Source organism: Streptomyces sp. NPDC058637 (genome assembly GCF_042717325.1).
Taxonomy (GTDB): domain Bacteria; phylum Actinomycetota; class Actinomycetes; order Streptomycetales; family Streptomycetaceae; genus Streptomyces.
Genome location: NZ_JBHXRD010000013.1, coordinates 78769 through 94887, shown reverse-complemented (window position 1 = coordinate 94887; position 16119 = coordinate 78769). Strand labels below are relative to the sequence as shown.

At 68.8% G+C, this 16119-nt stretch carries 14 protein-coding genes; 10 read left to right on the top strand and 4 right to left on the bottom strand.

Annotated features, from left to right (window positions below):
* The first annotated feature begins 80 nt into the window (after positions 1–80).
* Positions 81–1307, top strand: a complete 1227-nt coding sequence (locus ACFWVP_RS15780; protein ID WP_384496999.1) for a cytochrome P450 — start codon at positions 81–83, stop codon at positions 1305–1307.
* A gap of 162 nt (positions 1308–1469) precedes the next feature.
* Here ACFWVP_RS15780 and ACFWVP_RS15775 read toward each other — a convergent pair whose 3' ends face one another.
* The 4 genes from ACFWVP_RS15775 to ACFWVP_RS15760 form a co-directional block, all read right to left on the bottom strand.
* Complete coding sequence (locus ACFWVP_RS15775; RefSeq protein ID WP_384496997.1) at positions 1470–2684, bottom strand: acyl-CoA dehydrogenase family protein; 1215 nt, start codon at positions 2682–2684, stop codon at positions 1470–1472.
* Positions 2685–2687: 3 nt separating this feature from the next.
* Positions 2688–3161 carry an SCP2 sterol-binding domain-containing protein gene (locus tag ACFWVP_RS15770; RefSeq protein WP_384496996.1) on the bottom strand — a complete coding sequence of 158 codons (474 nt, stop codon included), beginning with the start codon at positions 3159–3161 and terminating at the stop codon, positions 2688–2690.
* Positions 3162–3229: 68 nt separating this feature from the next.
* A complete protein-coding gene (locus ACFWVP_RS15765) occupies positions 3230–3493 on the bottom strand; it encodes a hypothetical protein (RefSeq protein ID WP_384496994.1) in 264 nt (87 codons plus the stop codon).
* A gap of 197 nt (positions 3494–3690) precedes the next feature.
* Positions 3691–4905, bottom strand: a complete 1215-nt coding sequence (locus ACFWVP_RS15760; protein WP_384496992.1) for a PucR family transcriptional regulator — start codon at positions 4903–4905, stop codon at positions 3691–3693.
* Positions 4906–5588: 683 nt separating this feature from the next.
* Here ACFWVP_RS15760 and ACFWVP_RS15755 point away from each other — a divergent pair.
* The 9 genes from ACFWVP_RS15755 to ACFWVP_RS15715 all read left to right on the top strand — a co-directional run bounded on the left by ACFWVP_RS15755 (position 5589) and on the right by ACFWVP_RS15715 (position 16118).
* Entirely contained in the window at positions 5589–6521 is a 933-nt protein-coding gene (locus tag ACFWVP_RS15755) for a hypothetical protein (RefSeq protein WP_384496990.1), read from the top strand.
* Between the two features lie 481 nt (positions 6522–7002).
* On the top strand, positions 7003–7662 hold the full coding sequence (locus tag ACFWVP_RS15750; RefSeq protein WP_384496989.1) for a hypothetical protein: 660 nt from the start codon (positions 7003–7005) through the stop codon (positions 7660–7662).
* A 318-nt stretch (positions 7663–7980) separates the two neighbouring features.
* Positions 7981–9462, top strand: a complete 1482-nt coding sequence (locus tag ACFWVP_RS15745; RefSeq protein ID WP_384496987.1) for a DUF6801 domain-containing protein — start codon at positions 7981–7983, stop codon at positions 9460–9462.
* A gap of 684 nt (positions 9463–10146) precedes the next feature.
* Positions 10147–11136 carry an ABC transporter ATP-binding protein gene (locus ACFWVP_RS15740; protein WP_384496985.1) on the top strand — a complete coding sequence of 330 codons (990 nt, stop codon included), beginning with the start codon at positions 10147–10149 and terminating at the stop codon, positions 11134–11136.
* Positions 11133–11972: an MlaE family ABC transporter permease gene (locus tag ACFWVP_RS15735; protein ID WP_384496983.1), complete on the top strand. Its 840-nt coding sequence runs from the start codon at positions 11133–11135 to the stop codon at positions 11970–11972. The genes ACFWVP_RS15740 and ACFWVP_RS15735 overlap by 4 nt, the downstream gene beginning before the upstream one ends.
* Before the next feature lie 3 nt (positions 11973–11975).
* On the top strand, positions 11976–12779 hold the full coding sequence (locus tag ACFWVP_RS15730; protein WP_384496981.1) for an MlaE family ABC transporter permease: 804 nt from the start codon (positions 11976–11978) through the stop codon (positions 12777–12779).
* Complete coding sequence (locus ACFWVP_RS15725; RefSeq protein ID WP_384496979.1) at positions 12779–14077, top strand: MCE family protein; 1299 nt, start codon at positions 12779–12781, stop codon at positions 14075–14077. Before ACFWVP_RS15730 ends, ACFWVP_RS15725 begins: the two co-directional genes overlap by 1 nt.
* Positions 14074–15105 carry an MCE family protein gene (locus ACFWVP_RS15720; RefSeq protein WP_384496977.1) on the top strand — a complete coding sequence of 344 codons (1032 nt, stop codon included), beginning with the start codon at positions 14074–14076 and terminating at the stop codon, positions 15103–15105. The genes ACFWVP_RS15725 and ACFWVP_RS15720 overlap by 4 nt, the downstream gene beginning before the upstream one ends.
* Positions 15102–16118: an MCE family protein gene (locus tag ACFWVP_RS15715; RefSeq protein ID WP_384496975.1), complete on the top strand. Its 1017-nt coding sequence runs from the start codon at positions 15102–15104 to the stop codon at positions 16116–16118. Before ACFWVP_RS15720 ends, ACFWVP_RS15715 begins: the two co-directional genes overlap by 4 nt.
* Position 16119: the final 1 nt, after the last annotated feature.

The following is a 16119-nucleotide window of genomic DNA, read 5'->3' as shown; positions in this document are numbered from 1 at the left end:
GGCAGCCGATCAATAACCTTGTGGGCGCTGCTCGTTCACGACCCCGGAGCATCCAGACGTCTGCCCCACAGGAGTCACACGTGTCACAAGCATCGGCCCTGCCCGACATTCTCTCGCCCGCCTTCGCCGCCGACCCCTACGGGGCCTACCGGATCATGCGTGAGCACGCCCCTCTGATCAGGCACGAGGCGACGGACAGCTATCTCGTCTCGCGGTACGCGGACGTCGAGCGCGTCTTCAAGGACAAGGCCCAGGAGTTCACCACCGAGAACTACGACTGGCAGCTGGAACCCGTGCACGGCAGGACGATCCTGCAGCTCAGCGGCCGGGAGCACGCCGTGCGCAGGGCACTGGTCGCGCCCGCCTTCCGCGGCGCGGACCTTGAGGAGAAGTTCCTGCCCGTCATCGAACGCAACGCCCGCGAGCTGATCGACGCCTTCCGGCACACCGGCGAGGCCGACCTCGTCGAAGCGTTCGCGACCCGCTTCCCGGTCCTGGTCATCGCGGACATGCTCGGTCTCGACCGGGCGGACCACCAGCGCTTCCACGGCTGGTACACCACGGTCATCGCCTTCCTCGGCAACCTCGCGGGCGACCCCGCCGTGACGGCCGCGGGCGAACGGACCCGCCAGGAGTTCGCCGAGTACATGATCCCGGTCATCCGGCGGCGACGGGCGGACCCCGGCGACGACCTGCTCTCCGCCCTCTGCACCGCCGAGGTCGACGGCGTACGCATGAGCGACGAGGACGTCAAGGCCTTCTGCAGCCTGCTCCTCGCGGCCGGCGGGGAGACCACCGACAAGGCCATCGCCTCCGTCTTCGCCAACCTGCTGGCCCACCCCGAGCAGCTCGCCGCCGTGCGGGAGGACCGGTCCCTGATCGACCGGGCCTTCGCCGAGACCCTGCGCCACACCCCGCCGGTCCACATGATCATGCGCAGGACGGCGAAGGAGGTGGAGCTGACGGGTGGCACCGTACCGGCCGGTGCCACCGTCACCTGTCTCATCGGATCGGCCAACCGTGACCCGGACCGCTACGACGAGCCGGACCGCTTCGACCTCTTCCGTACGGACCTCACCAGCACCAGCGCGTTCTCCGCGGCGGCCGACCACCTGGCGTTCGCGCTCGGCCGGCACTTCTGCGTGGGCGCGCTGCTGGCCAGGGCGGAGGTCGAGACCGGGGTGAACCAACTCCTGGACGCCATGCCGGACCTACGGCTCGCCGACGGCTTCACCCCCGTCGAACAGGGTGTCTTCACCCGTGGCCCGGCCTCGCTCCCGGTCCGGTTCACCCCCGCCGCGGCCTGAGGCGGGAGGCGGCTCGGTCGAGGTGCGCGCACACGTGGTCGGCGGCGGCGTGGGCCCTGTGCGAGCCGTGTCGTGCAGGGGCCGCGTGCGACGGATGCCGCCGGGCACCGTGTGAGGGTGCCCGGCGGCGTGGTGTGCTCAGCGGCGTCCGTCGCGATGTGCTCAGCGGATGTGACGGCCGGAGATGGCCCGTGCGATGACGAGGCGCTGGATCTCGCTCGTCCCCTCGAAGATCGTGTAGATCTTGGCGTCGCGGTACATGCGCTCCACCGGGTGCTCCCTGCTGTACCCGGCACCACCGAGGATCTGGACGGCCTTCTCCGTGGCGGACACGGCGAGTTCACCCGCGCGCAGCTTCGACATGGAGCCCTGGCCCGCGTCGAAGGTCCGGTCGTTGCGGGCCATCCACGCGGCCTGCCAGATCAGCAGGCGTACGGCCTCGATCTCGGTGCGGATGTCGGCGAGGGCGAAGGCGATCGACTGGTTCTCGATGATCGGCCGTCCGAACGCCTCCCGCTGTCCGGCGTACTCCAGCGCGTACTCGTACGCGGCCCGCGCGATGCCGAGCGCCTGGGCGCCGACGGTGGGGCGGCTGACCTCGAAGGTCGCCATCGCCGCCTGGCCCTTCGCGGTGCCGCGCTCCCGGGCGCGGGCGAGCCGGGCGTCCAGTTTCTCCTTGCCGCCGAGCAGGCAGTGGCCGGGCACGCGTACGTCGTCGAGGAAGACGTCCGCCGTGTGCGAGGCGCGCAGCCCGAGCTTCTTGATGGTCCGGCTCGCTTCGAGGCCCCTGGTGCCGGGTGGCACGATGAACGCGGCCTGGCCGCGGGCACCGAGGGACGGGTCGACCGAGGCGACGACCACGTGGATCTCCGCGATCCCGCCGTTGGTGATCCACGCCTTCTGCCCGGACAGCACCCACTCGTCCTTGACCCCGTCGTAGCGGGCCTTCGTCGTCATCGCGGAGACGTCGGAGCCGGCCTGCGGCTCGGAGACGCAGAAGGCCGCCACCTTCGGGTCGTCCTCGTCGCCGAAGCACTGCGGCACCCACTCGGCGAGCTGGTCGGGCGTGCCGGAGGCGAAGATGCCGGCGACCGCGAGCGAGGTGCCGAAGAGCGCCATGCCGATCCCGGCGTCGCCCCAGAACAGCTCCTCGTTGGCGATCTGGAGGGAGAGCCCGCTCGGGTCCCCGTACATGTCGGCGAGCGACTCGAATCCGTACAGGCCGATCCGGGCGGCCTCCTGGATGACGGGCCACGGGGTCTCTTCCCGCTCGTCCCATTCGGCCGCCGCGGGGCGCACCACCTGGGTGGCGAAGCCGTGCACCCAGGTGCGCAGGTCCTGCTGTTCCTCGGTGAGAGCGAGGGAGAAGTGGCTCATGGCTCAGGCCTTCGGGATGTCGAAGTAGCGGGTGAGCCCGGAGGCGAGGCCGACGTCGCCGGCGACCTTCAGCTTGCGCATCATGAACATGGTCACGGGGTTGGCGTTGCCGGAGACCAGCCTGAGGAAGTCAGCGTCGCCCATCACCAGCGTCGTGCGGGGCTCCGCGCCGGAGCGGCCCGCGCTCACGGCGCACGCGCCGGCGGCTATCGCGGTCTCGTAGACCTCGTCGCTCTCGCCGGTGATCTTCCAGCGGATCAGTGCCTTGAGCTGCCCGGCCGCCTCGGGGCGGAACTGCTGCCGCATGCGCCCGAACACCTCGCCGAGCACCCGGGTGCGCAGCTCTCCCCGCATGAACTCGGTGAGCTGCTTCGGGGACAGGCCCTTGACGATCCGCGCGAACTCCTCGGGGGAGACGGCCGCGAAGTCGAGCCCGGCCAGTTCGTCGGTGAGGTCACCGTTGCTGTTGTCGGCCACGGAAATCCTTACTCCAGAGTCAACTTACTTCAGAGTAAGGTAAGCGGGCCGCCGTGTCTTCGCAAGCGTCACCAGACTCCGCCCGGGCGCACGGCGAGCAGGGGGTGGTGGGCGGACAGCACCTTGTTGGCCCGTGCCAGCTCGGACAGCGCCTGTTCGCGGTCGGCCTGGTCCTCGACCCCGAGCCGCGGTCCGCGGAACCTGCGGACCTCGCGGGCGGCGCAGTGGGCGTCGAGCTCCGCCGCCAGGATGTGCTGCGGCATGCAGGACCCGATCAGCGCCGCGACCCGGTCCGGGATCGGCACGGGGACGAGGAGGTGCGAGGCGGTCATGGGTTTCCCTCTCGGGTGGTCGGCCAGGAGGCGGTGTCGCGTGACGGCCGGTGGGCCATCTCTTCCTCCATGTGTACGGGACGCAGTTCCGGGTTTCTCGTTGAGAACGTCTCCGTGTCGCAACCGTTTGGGACTGACCGTCTATTTCGCGATACTCAGTAGTAAGTTGACTCTTTACGAATACTTGTGATGCGGCGTCAATTCGTGGAGTCCTCGCTCCGGGCGCGTAACCGCAGAGCGCGCAGTACGGCCTCGGTGGAGAACCGGCTCTCCGGGTCGACCAGTTGCTCGCCGAAGATGGACTCAAGGCTGCGCATCCGGTAGCGGACCGTCTGGGGGTGGACGTTCAGCAGCTCTCCCATCTGGGCCGCGGTACCCCGGGTGTCGAGCCAGATCCGGAGCGTCTCGATCAGCCGCTCGCGCCGGTTGGCGCTGATGCCGGAGACCGGGGCCAGTTCGCGTTCGGCGAGCTGGTCGAGGAGGGCGGGGTCCGAGAGGAGCCACAGCGTGATGAGGTGGTCCTCGCACCGGACGACGGGTGTGTCGTCCACGACGCCCGAGTCGATGAGCTCGACGACCCGCCGGGCCCATCTGATCGAGTCGGAGGCGTCGGCGGTCGGTACGGTCAGCCCGATCGCGGCACGGGTGCCGGTCAGAGCGCGGTCCAGCATGTCCCGCCGGGCCTCGTCGAGCGGGCCCGGGACGAGCAGGTGCGGCTGCGGATCGCCCAGGTCGACCAGGACGTCACGGGGCAGGTCGGCGGGGTCCACGCCCACCGGGGTGCGCACGGCGACGAGCGTGACCTGCTCGGGCAGCGCCCAGCCGGTCTGCTCGCACAGTTCGGCGATGGCGGTACGGGGCGTCGGCCGCCCGGCCAGGATCAGGTGCAGGAGCCGCCGGCGCATGGCCTCACCCTGCTGGTCCGACTGGGCCTGCACCTCCAGGTAGCCCTCGCGGGACAGCGACTCCAGCTCGTCGACGTAGGCGAAGAGCGCGTCCGCGAAGCTCAGCATCAACGTCGGCGAGAAGTTGTAGCTCCGGCCGACCTTCTTCGCCCTCCGCAGGGCGATCCGCGCGCCCAGCCGGTAGGCCCCCTGGAGGGCGTCCATGCCGCGGCCCTCGTAGGCCTCGAAGCGCCCGAACCTGCGGCACATGTCGTCGCGCAGCCCGGTGGAGGTGGACGGTTCGGCGACCAGGTCGACGAACGAGGAGAGGCTCTGCTCCACGCCCACCCGGATGGCCTGCTCGTTGGGCCCGTTCAGGAGGCGCGCGTATTCGGGATAGGCGCGGGTGACTTCCATGCCGATCTCTTTGATGAGACTGGGCAGTTCGGGTCGCATGATGGCGGCGAATTCCTGGGGGAGAGGCCCCAGGGGGTCACCGGTATCCAGCGGCTCTATGAGTCTTCGCATATCTGTCCCCTTTGCTCTCCGGTGCCCGGCGCGGGTGAGGCGGTGGGGGAAGCGCTCTCACGGACCGACAGGTGTATACCAACTTCGGCGACGAAGATAGACCAACTCGGGGAGTGTGCCCATCACTTGCACACAGCGGAAGTGCAAGGGCCACGCATCGGGGCCTCGTTGCGGTGCTCCTGTGCAGGTGGGGCGGGAGTACTCACTTCCGGACAATATTTTCGGCCGTCCGTCCGCCCGTCGAGCCGGTAAGTAACCCTCGGTAACTGCGGCTTGCGGGGCAGGGCTGCCTGACCGGGACGCCGGCCGCGCCTGACGGAAAGCGTCATCGCGATCATGGGGCGAACCCGTTCGGACCTCCTTCTTTCCCGTATCTGCGCATCCGTTGACAAGTGACACCCATGCCCGTGCTCATTTCCGGATCAAATTCCGTGGCTCGAAAAGATCTTAGAGCGACAGGATTGTGCCCCTGTGTTTCCGGCGAGTAACATCACGGCTCGGCCAATTCGAGCATGGAATCCGCCCGAATTAGTCACCTCAGCTCTTCCGCGTTCCGCGCCACTCACGACGCACTGCCACATCGGCTGTCTGCGCACGCCATCCCTCGCGCCGGCACGTATCGATGGACCAATCAACTTCGCGCACCGGGCCGTCTTTTTCGGCGACAGTCAAGAGGGGACGACATGAGATCCGTTTCGACCAGAACCCGTGTGGGGGCGCTGGCAGCCTTCACCGCGTCCGCAGTGGTGTTCTCGATGGGCTCGGCCACCGCGGCGAGTCAATTGAACGGCCACTGGGCGCCGTTCGACCGCTGTCCGGTCGACGCCCCCGCCATGCTGGCGGCGGACGGCATCAACACCATCGCGACGTGCATCTCCTCCACCTCGTCCAGCGGTTCCATCAAGCTGGGCAACACCGAGGTGACCACCGGCCGTACGGACCTCCAGCTCGGGGTGATCCAGCGCAGCGACGGCACGACGAGCCTGGTGGCCCCCGCCGGAGGCGCGCTGGTCGCCGACTCCGCGCAGATCCCCGGCGGTCTGCTCGGTCTGATGTGCCCCAGCGGTGTCCCCGTCGTGTCCCCGATCTGCCGGGGACTCGCGGACAACGACCTCAACCGGGTGACGGCCACCATCGAACCCGCCGGGGCGCCCCGGGAGTTCCACATGTCCGCCGCCTTCTCCACCGGCGAGCCGATTCTCACGATTCCCGTACGCATTCATCTGCGGAACTCGCTGCTCGGCGACAAGTGCTACATCGGATCCACGTCCAACCCGGTGCTTCTGAAGCCGGCGAACGTGACGGCACCCTCGCTCTCCCTCCAGCAGTTCGAGGGCAACGGGACCCCCAGCGATACCGGCGAGATGGGGCGCTACACCTTCGCCGGCGCCGACCAGAACGACGCCGCGTTCGCCGTTCCGGGAGCCACCGGATGCGGTGCCGGCCTCCTGGACTGGGCGGTCAACCTGAAGACCGGGCTGCCCTCCGCCGCCGGGAACAACGACGTGACGCTGAACGACACGTCGACCTACTTCGCCAGCCCGTACGACCCGGTCTCCCTGGCACCTGACGAGGGCAAGAAGCTGTCGCAGTTCTGGCACTCCGCCGTGCGGTAGGCCCGTCGCACGGCAGGCCCACCGTTCCCTCCCCGCGCCGCCGGCCGGTGCGGGGTCCATTCTCCGGTCGTGGCTCGTGCGCCTTTCTGCGCCACGCCCGCGATTCACTCCACCTGGTCGACGGTCCGTGAATTCGGCTGCCCATTCGTGGTCGAATCCGAGGCCGTTGGGAAGTCGGCGAGAATACGTAGAAATTACTCTTCCCGCCGACACCCGGCTCGGCTACCGTACTGCTGAGTAGGGTGCGGGACGCAGGATCGGCGCAAAGACTCCTCCCGCCCTCGGGCGTATCTGTGCACCACGGCAGGAGATCGCCGGAATGAGCCGCCTCTTCCGGGTGATCACCAGTGACGAAAACCCTCACGGCAATCCGCATCGAAGAAACAGCGGAAACGCCTCCCGGTCCAGTTCGAACCGTGACGCCGGCCTTCCGGTGCTCACGTTCAGTATCCCCAGCGGGACAACAAAAGGGAGTAATTCCATGTTCAAGCGAACCAGCGTCCTGACCGCCGTCGGTGCCGCCGCGGCGGCCGTCGCCCTGGCCGCCCCGTCGGCCGTCGCGGCGCCGACCAGCTGGTCCATCACGCCGACCGGAGCCTTCACCGGGAAAGCGGGAGTGACCGCCCTGACCGACAACAACGGCAACAAGATCCAGTGTGCGACCTCCGCCGCAGGGGGAACGGCACCGACGTCCCCGGTCAGCGGGAGCCCCGCCAAGCTCGCGTCCATCACGTCGATCTCCTTCAACTCGCCGTGCACCGGGCCGTTCAGCTCGACCTGGACCGTGACCACCACGCCGTCGTGGGAGATCTGGGGCCTCGACTACGCGGCGGGCGCCGGCACCAACTCCACCGGCCAGACGACCGGTGAGGTCAGGGCCATCAACGCGACGGTGGCCGGGAGCAGCATCCTCGGTCCCTGCAGCTTCAAGGCATCCGGAAAGGTCGCGGCCAAGTACAACAACCCGACCAGCGGAGGAGCGAACGGCACCCTGAACACCGCCGGCGGCGGGCTCACGCTGACCATCACCAACAAGGTCGGCGGCGGCTGCGGCATCGTCGGCACGTCGGCCAGCTTCGCGGGGCTCTACACCATCGTGAGCACGGCCACGGGCAAGTCCCCGGTCATCGTCGGAAGCTGAACGATTCCGCCGAAGGTCCGTAAGTGAGAACGGTGCCCGGCCACGCACCCGGTGGCCGGGCACCCGCACGGAGCCAGGAAATCACGCATCGTCCGACAAGTCGCCGGCCTCGCTTTGTCATCCCCTGCCAAAGGCCGCGGGCCGGTGCGCGGATCGATGACCTGGCCCTTCCCAAGGGTCACCGGCGTGCGTAGCGTACCGGCCGGTAGGGACCGTCCCGGGTCTGCCGGCAGGGCCGATACCGACAGTGGGCCCGGTCGCGCGGCTGCCGCCTCGACACCCCGACCCCGTCCACGCGCGCCGGAAGGACACATCCGCATGACCGTCGACGTACGGGCCGCAGCGAGACGGCCGCTCCACCTGGCTGTGGGCGGGGCGCTCGTCGTCGCCACCGCACTCATCCCGAGTGCCGAATCGGCGGCAGCCCAGCAGGAGTCCCAGACGGAGCTCACCTACTCCTGCCCCTTCCCCTCCGGTACCGAGGAGGTGGACATCCTGGTCTCGGCGGTGCTCCCCGTGTCGGTACGGGCGGGCGAGCCGGTACAGCCCGACCGGGTGTCGGTCGAGGTGCGCCTGCCGCAGTCGGCGCTCACGCAGTTCACCGACACGGAGGCCTCCACCCTCTCCGCCGTCGCCGGGCTGACGGTCCGCGCCACCCAGGGCGACGAGTCCGCCGACGCCCCCTGGCAGGGGCTGGCCGCACCCGCCGTGGCCGTCCCCACCGCAGGAGGCGTGGTCCTCACCGCCACCGGGGACGTGCCCACGGTCTCGTTCGGCAGTCCCGGACAGGCCGCACTCGCGCCGGCCGGTCTCGATCTCGCCCTGTCCGCGCTCACGGCGGAGGGCGCCCCGACCACACCCCCCGGCCTCGACGTCAGCTGCGAACCGGCCGAGGGCGAGGAGTCCACGCTCGCCGGGATCACGGTCCGCGGGGACACCGGCGCGGAGGTGCCCGACCCCGGGCCGAGCAGCCCCGGACCGTCCCCGGAACCGACCGCTCCGGGGGGTGGCCTCTCACCCTCGGTGCAACAGCGGATCGAGGCACTCACCGACGGGGCCGAGGCCCTGGACGGGGAGGAACCCGACAGCTGCCCGATCGAGATCCCGCCCGAGTGGGTGATGACCACCGCGGAGACCTACGCGGCGGGATACGCCAACGCCGTCAAGCTGGACGGTGCGGCGGCCCTGGGGCCCGCGTTCATGAAGGTGGTCCTGAACAAGCGTTACATCAACGACTCCTGCGCCGCGACGGTCGACGTGACCTCCGAGGTGGAGTTCGAGTACGAGGGCCGCAGGCAACTCCCGCCGTCCAGAGCCACCTTCCTCACCTACGGGTTCATGCCGACGAGCGCCACCATGGTCCTGGAACAGGTGGGGCCGCCGGCCGCCGTGCAGACCCACACGGTCACGAACACGCCGTCCTACCCCGAGGAGACGACGGTCACGGCCCAGCTCTCCATGCGACTGTCCGACGTCGAGGTGAACGGCGTCCCGATGGACGTGGGCCCGAACTGCCGTACGGCGCGGCCCTTCGAGCAGGTCCTCAGGGGATACGGCCAGAGCTATCCGCAGTCCGGATACCTCGTGGCCTTCGGCGGGAGCCTGACCGGCTACGCGCACATCCCGCCCTTCGAGGGGTGCGGTGTCGACGAGGACCTCGACGCGGTCTTCACCGCCGCGATCTCCACGGCGGGCAAGAAGGCCGACAACTTCACCAAGATGACGCAGGCGCCGCTGTGCGTGGCGACGAACCCCGAGGGGCCTGACTGCCCGCCGAAGATTCCGGTGCCCGAAAGATAAGGGCTCGGCGAGGCATTACCTTTCCCGTACGGCGGACGCGTGCCGAAAACCGCGCCGTACACCTGAGCTCTCCCGGTCACGGACCGGGAGAGCTCACCCTTTTCCCTGTTCGGAGCCGGTCCGAGGGTATGCACTCCTCAATTTATTACAGGTTTCGCGCACCGAACACTCACCCACGGACAAGTATCCGCCCCTCCGGAACAGGAGTGCAGGAAAAAGCGCACCCAGTATTGCAAATTCAGGTTACTCACCCGTAGCGTCCAGTTGAGCAGCTCGGAAACGTGTGTCCTTCGCTGCTTGTCCGATGTGCGTGGAGTCCTGGTCGCATCCCTCTGACCTGGACTCCACGGGAGTCACCGCCGGCCCGAACCCTCCATCCGGACGGTGGTGCACCGTGGTCGGGGTTCCGCGGCTCAGGCCCCCCTGGGCCGCGGAACCCCTCCTCGCACACCGGAGATCCTGCGCAGATTTCGACAAAGCCGCCGCGTGGGTTTGTCACTCGGTGACAAGTGATCCACATCGAGTGCTGGGTTCACCGATTTCCGCTGTTCAACGGCTTGTCCTGGCGGTTTCGGCGGACATAACGTGCGCCTCCTGGTGCATGCGTGACGAGTCGCCATTGGATTTCTCAGAGCCGGAGCGCTGACAGATGACGTCGTTCATCACCCCTTCGAAGGAGGGCCGATGGGAATCGAAGTAGTCGTCGAAGGCCTGACGAAGTCCTTCGGCAAGCAGAACATCTGGCAGGACGTCAGCCTCACGCTGCCGGCCGGTGAGGTGAGTGTGATGCTCGGCCCTTCCGGCACCGGGAAGACGGTCTTCCTCAAATCCATCATCGGTCTGCTGAAGCCGGAACAGGGCCGTGTCCTCATCAACGGCGTCGACATGGTCAACAGCCCCGAGCGGGAGATCATGGAGACCCGGAAGCTGTTCGGTCTCATGTTCCAGGACGGCGCCCTCTTCGGCTCGATGTCGCTCTTCGACAACATCGCCTTTCCCTTGCGTGAACACACCCGCAAGAAGGAGTCGGAAATCCGCCGCATCGTCATGGAGCGCATCGACATCGTCGGTCTCCTCGGCGCCGAGGAGAAACTGCCCGGCGAGATATCCGGCGGAATGCGCAAGCGCGCCGGTCTCGCCCGCGCCCTCGTGCTGGACCCGCAGATCATCCTCTGCGACGAGCCGGACTCCGGACTCGACCCGGTCCGCACCGCGTACCTCTCGCAGCTCCTCATCGACCTCAACGCGCAGATCGACGCGACGATGCTGATCGTCACCCACAACCTCGACATCGCGGCCACCGTCCCCGACAACATGGGCATGCTGTTCTGCCGCAACCTCGTCACCTTCGGACCGCGCGAGGTCCTGCTCACCAGCGACACCCCCGTCGTCGCCCAGTTCCTCTCCGGGCGCCGCGAAGGCCCCATCGGGATGTCCGAGGAGAAGGACGCGGCCACCCTCGCCGCCGAGCAGATGAACGGCAACGGCCTCCACCGCGGCGCCGCACCGCGCACCGTCGTACCGCAGCTGGAGCCCTCGCCCGGCATGCCCGTGCGGCAGGGCGCGCTGCGCCGCCGGGAGCGGGTCATGTCGATGATGGGCCAGCTGCCGGACGCCGCCCGTACGGCCATCATGAACAGCTACACGCCGACCCCGGGCGGTGGGCGCCCATGACGGCCCCGCCGCCCGTCGAGCCGGCGCGCCGCATCCCCCTGGGCCCGCCGCCGCCCCGGAAGGCGCCGTCCCGGCTGCTCACCCCGCTGCGCGAGACCGGAAAGCTGTTCGCGCTCGCCGCGGCGGTGACCCGGGCCGTCTTCCGCCGGCCCTTCCAGGTACGGGAGTTCATCGAGCAGTTCTGGTTCGTCGCCAGCGTCACCATCCTGCCCGCGGCCCTCGTCTCCATCCCGTTCGGCGCGGTCATCGCCCTCCAGGTCGGCTCGCTCACCGAACAGCTCGGCGCCCAGTCGTTCACCGGCGGTGCCAGCGTCCTCGCCGTCATCCAGCAGGCCAGCCCGCTCATCGTGGCGCTCCTGATCTCCGGAGCCGCGGGCTCGGCCATCTGCGCCGACCTCGGCTCACGGAAGATCCGCGAGGAGCTCGACGCGATGGAGGTCATGGGTGTCTCGCCGATCCAGCGCCTCGTCGTCCCACGGGTCCTCGCCACGATGCTCGTCGCCGTCCTGCTCAACGGACTGGTCTCGGTCGTCGGCACGCTCGGCGGCTACTTCTTCAACGTGATCATGCAGGGCGGGACCCCGGGCGCCTACCTCGCCAGCTTCTCCGCCCTGGCCCAGCTGCCCGACCTGTACATCGGCGAACTAAAGGCGCTGATCTTCGGGTTCATCGCCGGCATCGTCGCGGCCTACCGCGGACTGAACCCGCGCGGCGGACCCAAGGGCGTCGGCGACGCGGTCAACCAGTCCGTCGTCATCACCTTCATGCTCCTGTTCTTCGTGAACATGGTCCTCACGGCGATCTACCTCCAGATCGTCCCCGCGAAGGGGAGCTGACCCATGTCGCTGCTCAGCAGACTCGACCGATCGGGCGAGCAACTCACCTTCTACGTACGGGCACTGATCTGGATCCCGCGGACCCTGCGCCGCTACCTCAAGGAGGTCCAGCGGCTCCTCGCCGAGGTCGCCTTCGGCAGCGGAGGCCTCGGGGTCATCGGCGGCACCATCGGCGTGATGATCGCGATGACCCTCGCCACCGGGACGGTCGTCGGCCTCCAGGGGTACGCGGCTCTCAACCAGATCGGCACCTCCGCCTTCACCGGCTTCATCTCCGCCTACTTCAACACCCGCGAGATCGCCCCGCTCGTCGCCGGTCTCGCCCTCTCCGCGACCGTCGGCGCGGGCTTCACCGCCCAGCTCGGCGCCATGCGGATCAACGAGGAGGTCGACGCCCTGGAGGCGATGGGCGTCCGGTCCATGCCCTACCTCGTCACCACGCGGATCATCGCCGGCGTCGTCGCGATCATCCCGCTGTACGCGATCGGGCTGCTCTCCTCGTACGTCGCGTCCCGCTACGTCACGGTCCTGTTCAACGGACAGTCCGCGGGCACGTACGACCACTACTTCAACCTCTTCCTCTCCCCGGACGACGTGCTCCTGTCGGTGCTCAAAGTGCTGATCTTCAGCGTGCTGGTGATCCTCGCCCACTGCTACTACGGCTTCCACGCCACCGGCGGCCCCGCCGGGGTGGGCGTGGCCGTGGGCCGGTCGGTGCGCAACGCCATCGTGCTGATCAGCGTCACCGACTTCTTCCTCTCGCTCGCCATCTGGGGCGCGACGACAACGGTGAAGGTGGCCGGCTGATGCATTCCTCCACGGCGCAGACGGTGCGCCGCAGACTCGCCGGCGTGGCCTTCGTGCTCGTGCCCGCCCTCCTCGTATGGCTGTCGGTGGCGGTGTACGAGAAGGAGTTCTCCGACGACGTCACCGTGACCGTACGCACCGGGAGCGTCGGCAACGAGATGCACGACAACGCCGACGTGAAGCTGCGCGGGGTCGTCATCGGCCAGGTGCGCGACATCGCGGCCGACGCCGACGGAGCACGGCTGACCCTCGCCATCCGCCCCGACCGGCTCGGCCGTATCCCGGCCGACGTCACCGCCCAGATGCTGCCCACCACCCTCTTCGGGGAACGGTTCGTCGCCCTCGTCCCGCCGCCCGTCCCCTCCGTGCGGACCCTGCGGGCGGGCGACGTCATCCCGCAGGACCGCTCCAGCAACGCCATCGAGCTCGAGGAAGTCCTGAGCAACGTCCTGCCGATGCTGACCGCCGTGCAGCCGCAGAAGCTCGCCGCCACCCTCAACGCCGTCTCGCAGGCACTGCAGGGACGCGGCGACAAGCTCGGCGACACCCTGGTCACCCTCGACGCCCACCTCAAGGAGTTCAACCCGCATCTGCCCACGCTCAACGCGGACATCAAGGAACTCGTCAAGGTGAGCACGCTCTACGCGGACGCCGCCCCCGACGTCCTCGACGCACTCACCGACTTCACCACCACCAGCGGCACCCTCGCCGAACAGCAGGCGGAACTCGCCGACCTGTACGGCTCCACCACCACCTCCGCCCGGGACGTCACGTCCTTCCTCCAGGAGAACAAGGACAACCTCATCCGGCTCTCCGCATCGGGGCGGCCGACGCTGGAACTCCTCGCGGAGTACTCGGACGCCTTCCCCTGCACCCTGCGCACCATGGCGGGCTTCGTCCCCGCCATGGACAAGGCGCTCGGCAAGGGCACCGACGAGCCCGGACTGCACGTCACCGTCAAGTCCGTGAAGTCGAAGGGCAGATACGTGGCCGGCCGGGACACCCCGGTCTACGACGCCACCGGCGGCCCGCACTGCTACTCGGTGCCGTACGTCGGCGAGGCGGCACCCACCGCCGACACCCGTACCGCCCCCGCCACGGACGACACCGCCGGCGAGGAGCCACGGCAACCCGCCACCACCACCGGCGCCCTGGGCATGCCCAACTCCCCCCAGGAGAGCCGGCTCGTCAACGAACTCGTCGCCCCCTCACTCGAAGTCCAGCCGCAGACCCTGCCCGACTGGAGCAGCGTGCTCATCGGTCCGGCCTTCCGCGGCGCGGAGGTGAAGCTCAAGTGAAGCGCCGCTCCCTCGCGGGACCCCTCGCGAAGTCGATCGTCTTCATCGTGGTGACGGCCCTGGCCACCACCGTCCTCGGCCTGTCCATCGCCAACACGGGCGTCGGTGACACCACGACGTACAAGGCGCGGTTCACCGACGCCACCGGACTCGTCGTCGGAGACAGCGTCAGGATCGCCGGGGTCAAGGTCGGGCAGGTCGAGTCCGTCGAGGTCGCCGACAGACGCCTCGCCGAGGTCGGATTCGCCGTACGCAAGGGCCGCAAGCTGCCCGCGTCGGTGACCGCGTCGATCAAGTACCTCAATATGGTCGGCCAGCGCTACATCGACCTCGACCAGGGCGCGGGACCCGTCGGCCGGAGCTTCGCCGCGGGCGCCACCATCCCGCTCTCCCGCACCACGCCCGCGCTCGACCTGACGCAGCTCTTCAACGGCTTCCAGCCACTGTTCGAAGGGCTGTCCCCGCCGGACGTCAACCAGCTCGCCGGCTCCATCGTGCAGGTGCTCCAGGGCGAGGGCGGCACCGTCGACAGCATCCTCTCCCACGTCGGATCACTGACCGGCACAGTCGCGGCCAAGGACAAGGTGATCGGCGAGGTGATCAAGAACCTCAACACGGTCCTGAAGACCGTCAACGACCGGGAGGCGGGCTTCGACGACCTCGTCGTCACCCTCCAGAAGCTCGTCACGGGCTTCTCCGGCGACCGCAGACCGCTCGGCGAGGCGGTGACGGCGATGGGCGCGCTCACCACCGTCACCGCCGACCTCCTCCAGGACGGACGCAAGCCGCTCAAGGACGACATCGCCCAGCTCGGACGCCTCACCGGCCAGCTCGACGCGAACGCGCCGAAGATCGAGAGCTTCCTGCAGAAGACGCCGGCCAAGATGGCGGCCATCACCCGCCTCACCTCGTACGGCTCATGGCTCAACCTCTACCTCTGCGAAGCGAAGGTCAGCGGCGTGACGAACCAGGACGGCAGCGCCCCGCCCACCGGCATCGCGATCACCCAGCCGAGGTGCCTGTCATGAGGATCAAGCCCGTACGGGAACGCAACCCCGTCGCCGTCGGCATCATCGGCCTCCTCGTCCTGTCCCTGCTCGGCCTCGCCGCCTACCGCGCCGACGCGCTGCCCTTCGTCGGCGGCGGCACCACCTACACCGCGGACTTCACCGAATCCGCCGGACTCGGCGACGGCGACGAGGTGCGCATCGCCGGTGTGAAGGTCGGCGAGGTCACCGGAGTCTCGCTCGACGGCGCCAAGGTGAAGGTCGACTTCAAGGTGAAGGACGCCTGGATCGGCGACTCCTCCACCGTCGGCATCGCCGTCAAGACCCTCCTGGGCGACAAGTACCTCGCCGTCGACCCGCTGGGCGACGCACCGCAGAAGCCCGGCTCCCGCATCACCACGAACCGCACCACCTCCCCGTACGACGTCACCCAGGCGTTCAACGGGCTCGGCGAGACCATCGGGGAGATCGACACCGCCCAGCTCGCCAAGAGCTTCGAGACGATCTCCGAGACCTTCAAGGACTCCCCGCCCGACGTACGCAGCGCCGCGAACGGACTCTCCGCGCTGTCGAAGACCGTCTCCGAGCGCGACGCCCAGCTCGCCACCCTCCTCAAGGGCAGCAAGCAGCTCACCAAGACCCTCGCCGGCAAGAAGAGCAGCTTCGAAACGCTGCTGGAGGACGGCAACCTGCTGCTCGGCGAGATCCAGGCCCGCCGCGACTCCATCCACCTGCTGCTCACCGGGACCCGGAACCTCGGCACCCAGCTCACCGGACTCGTCACGGACAACGACAAGCAGCTGAAACCCACCCTCGACTCGCTCGGCCGGGTCACCGCCGTCCTGGTGAAGAACCGCAAGAGCCTCGACAAGGTCCTCTCGCTGGCCGGCTCCTACAACCGGCTCGTCGGCAACACCCTGGGCAACGGCCGCTGGTTCGACAACTACGTCTGCGGAGTCGTCCCGAAGAGCTACCTGCCCGCCGGAACGCCCCCCCAGGACGACTGCATGCCGCCGGAACAAGGGGGCCGCTGAC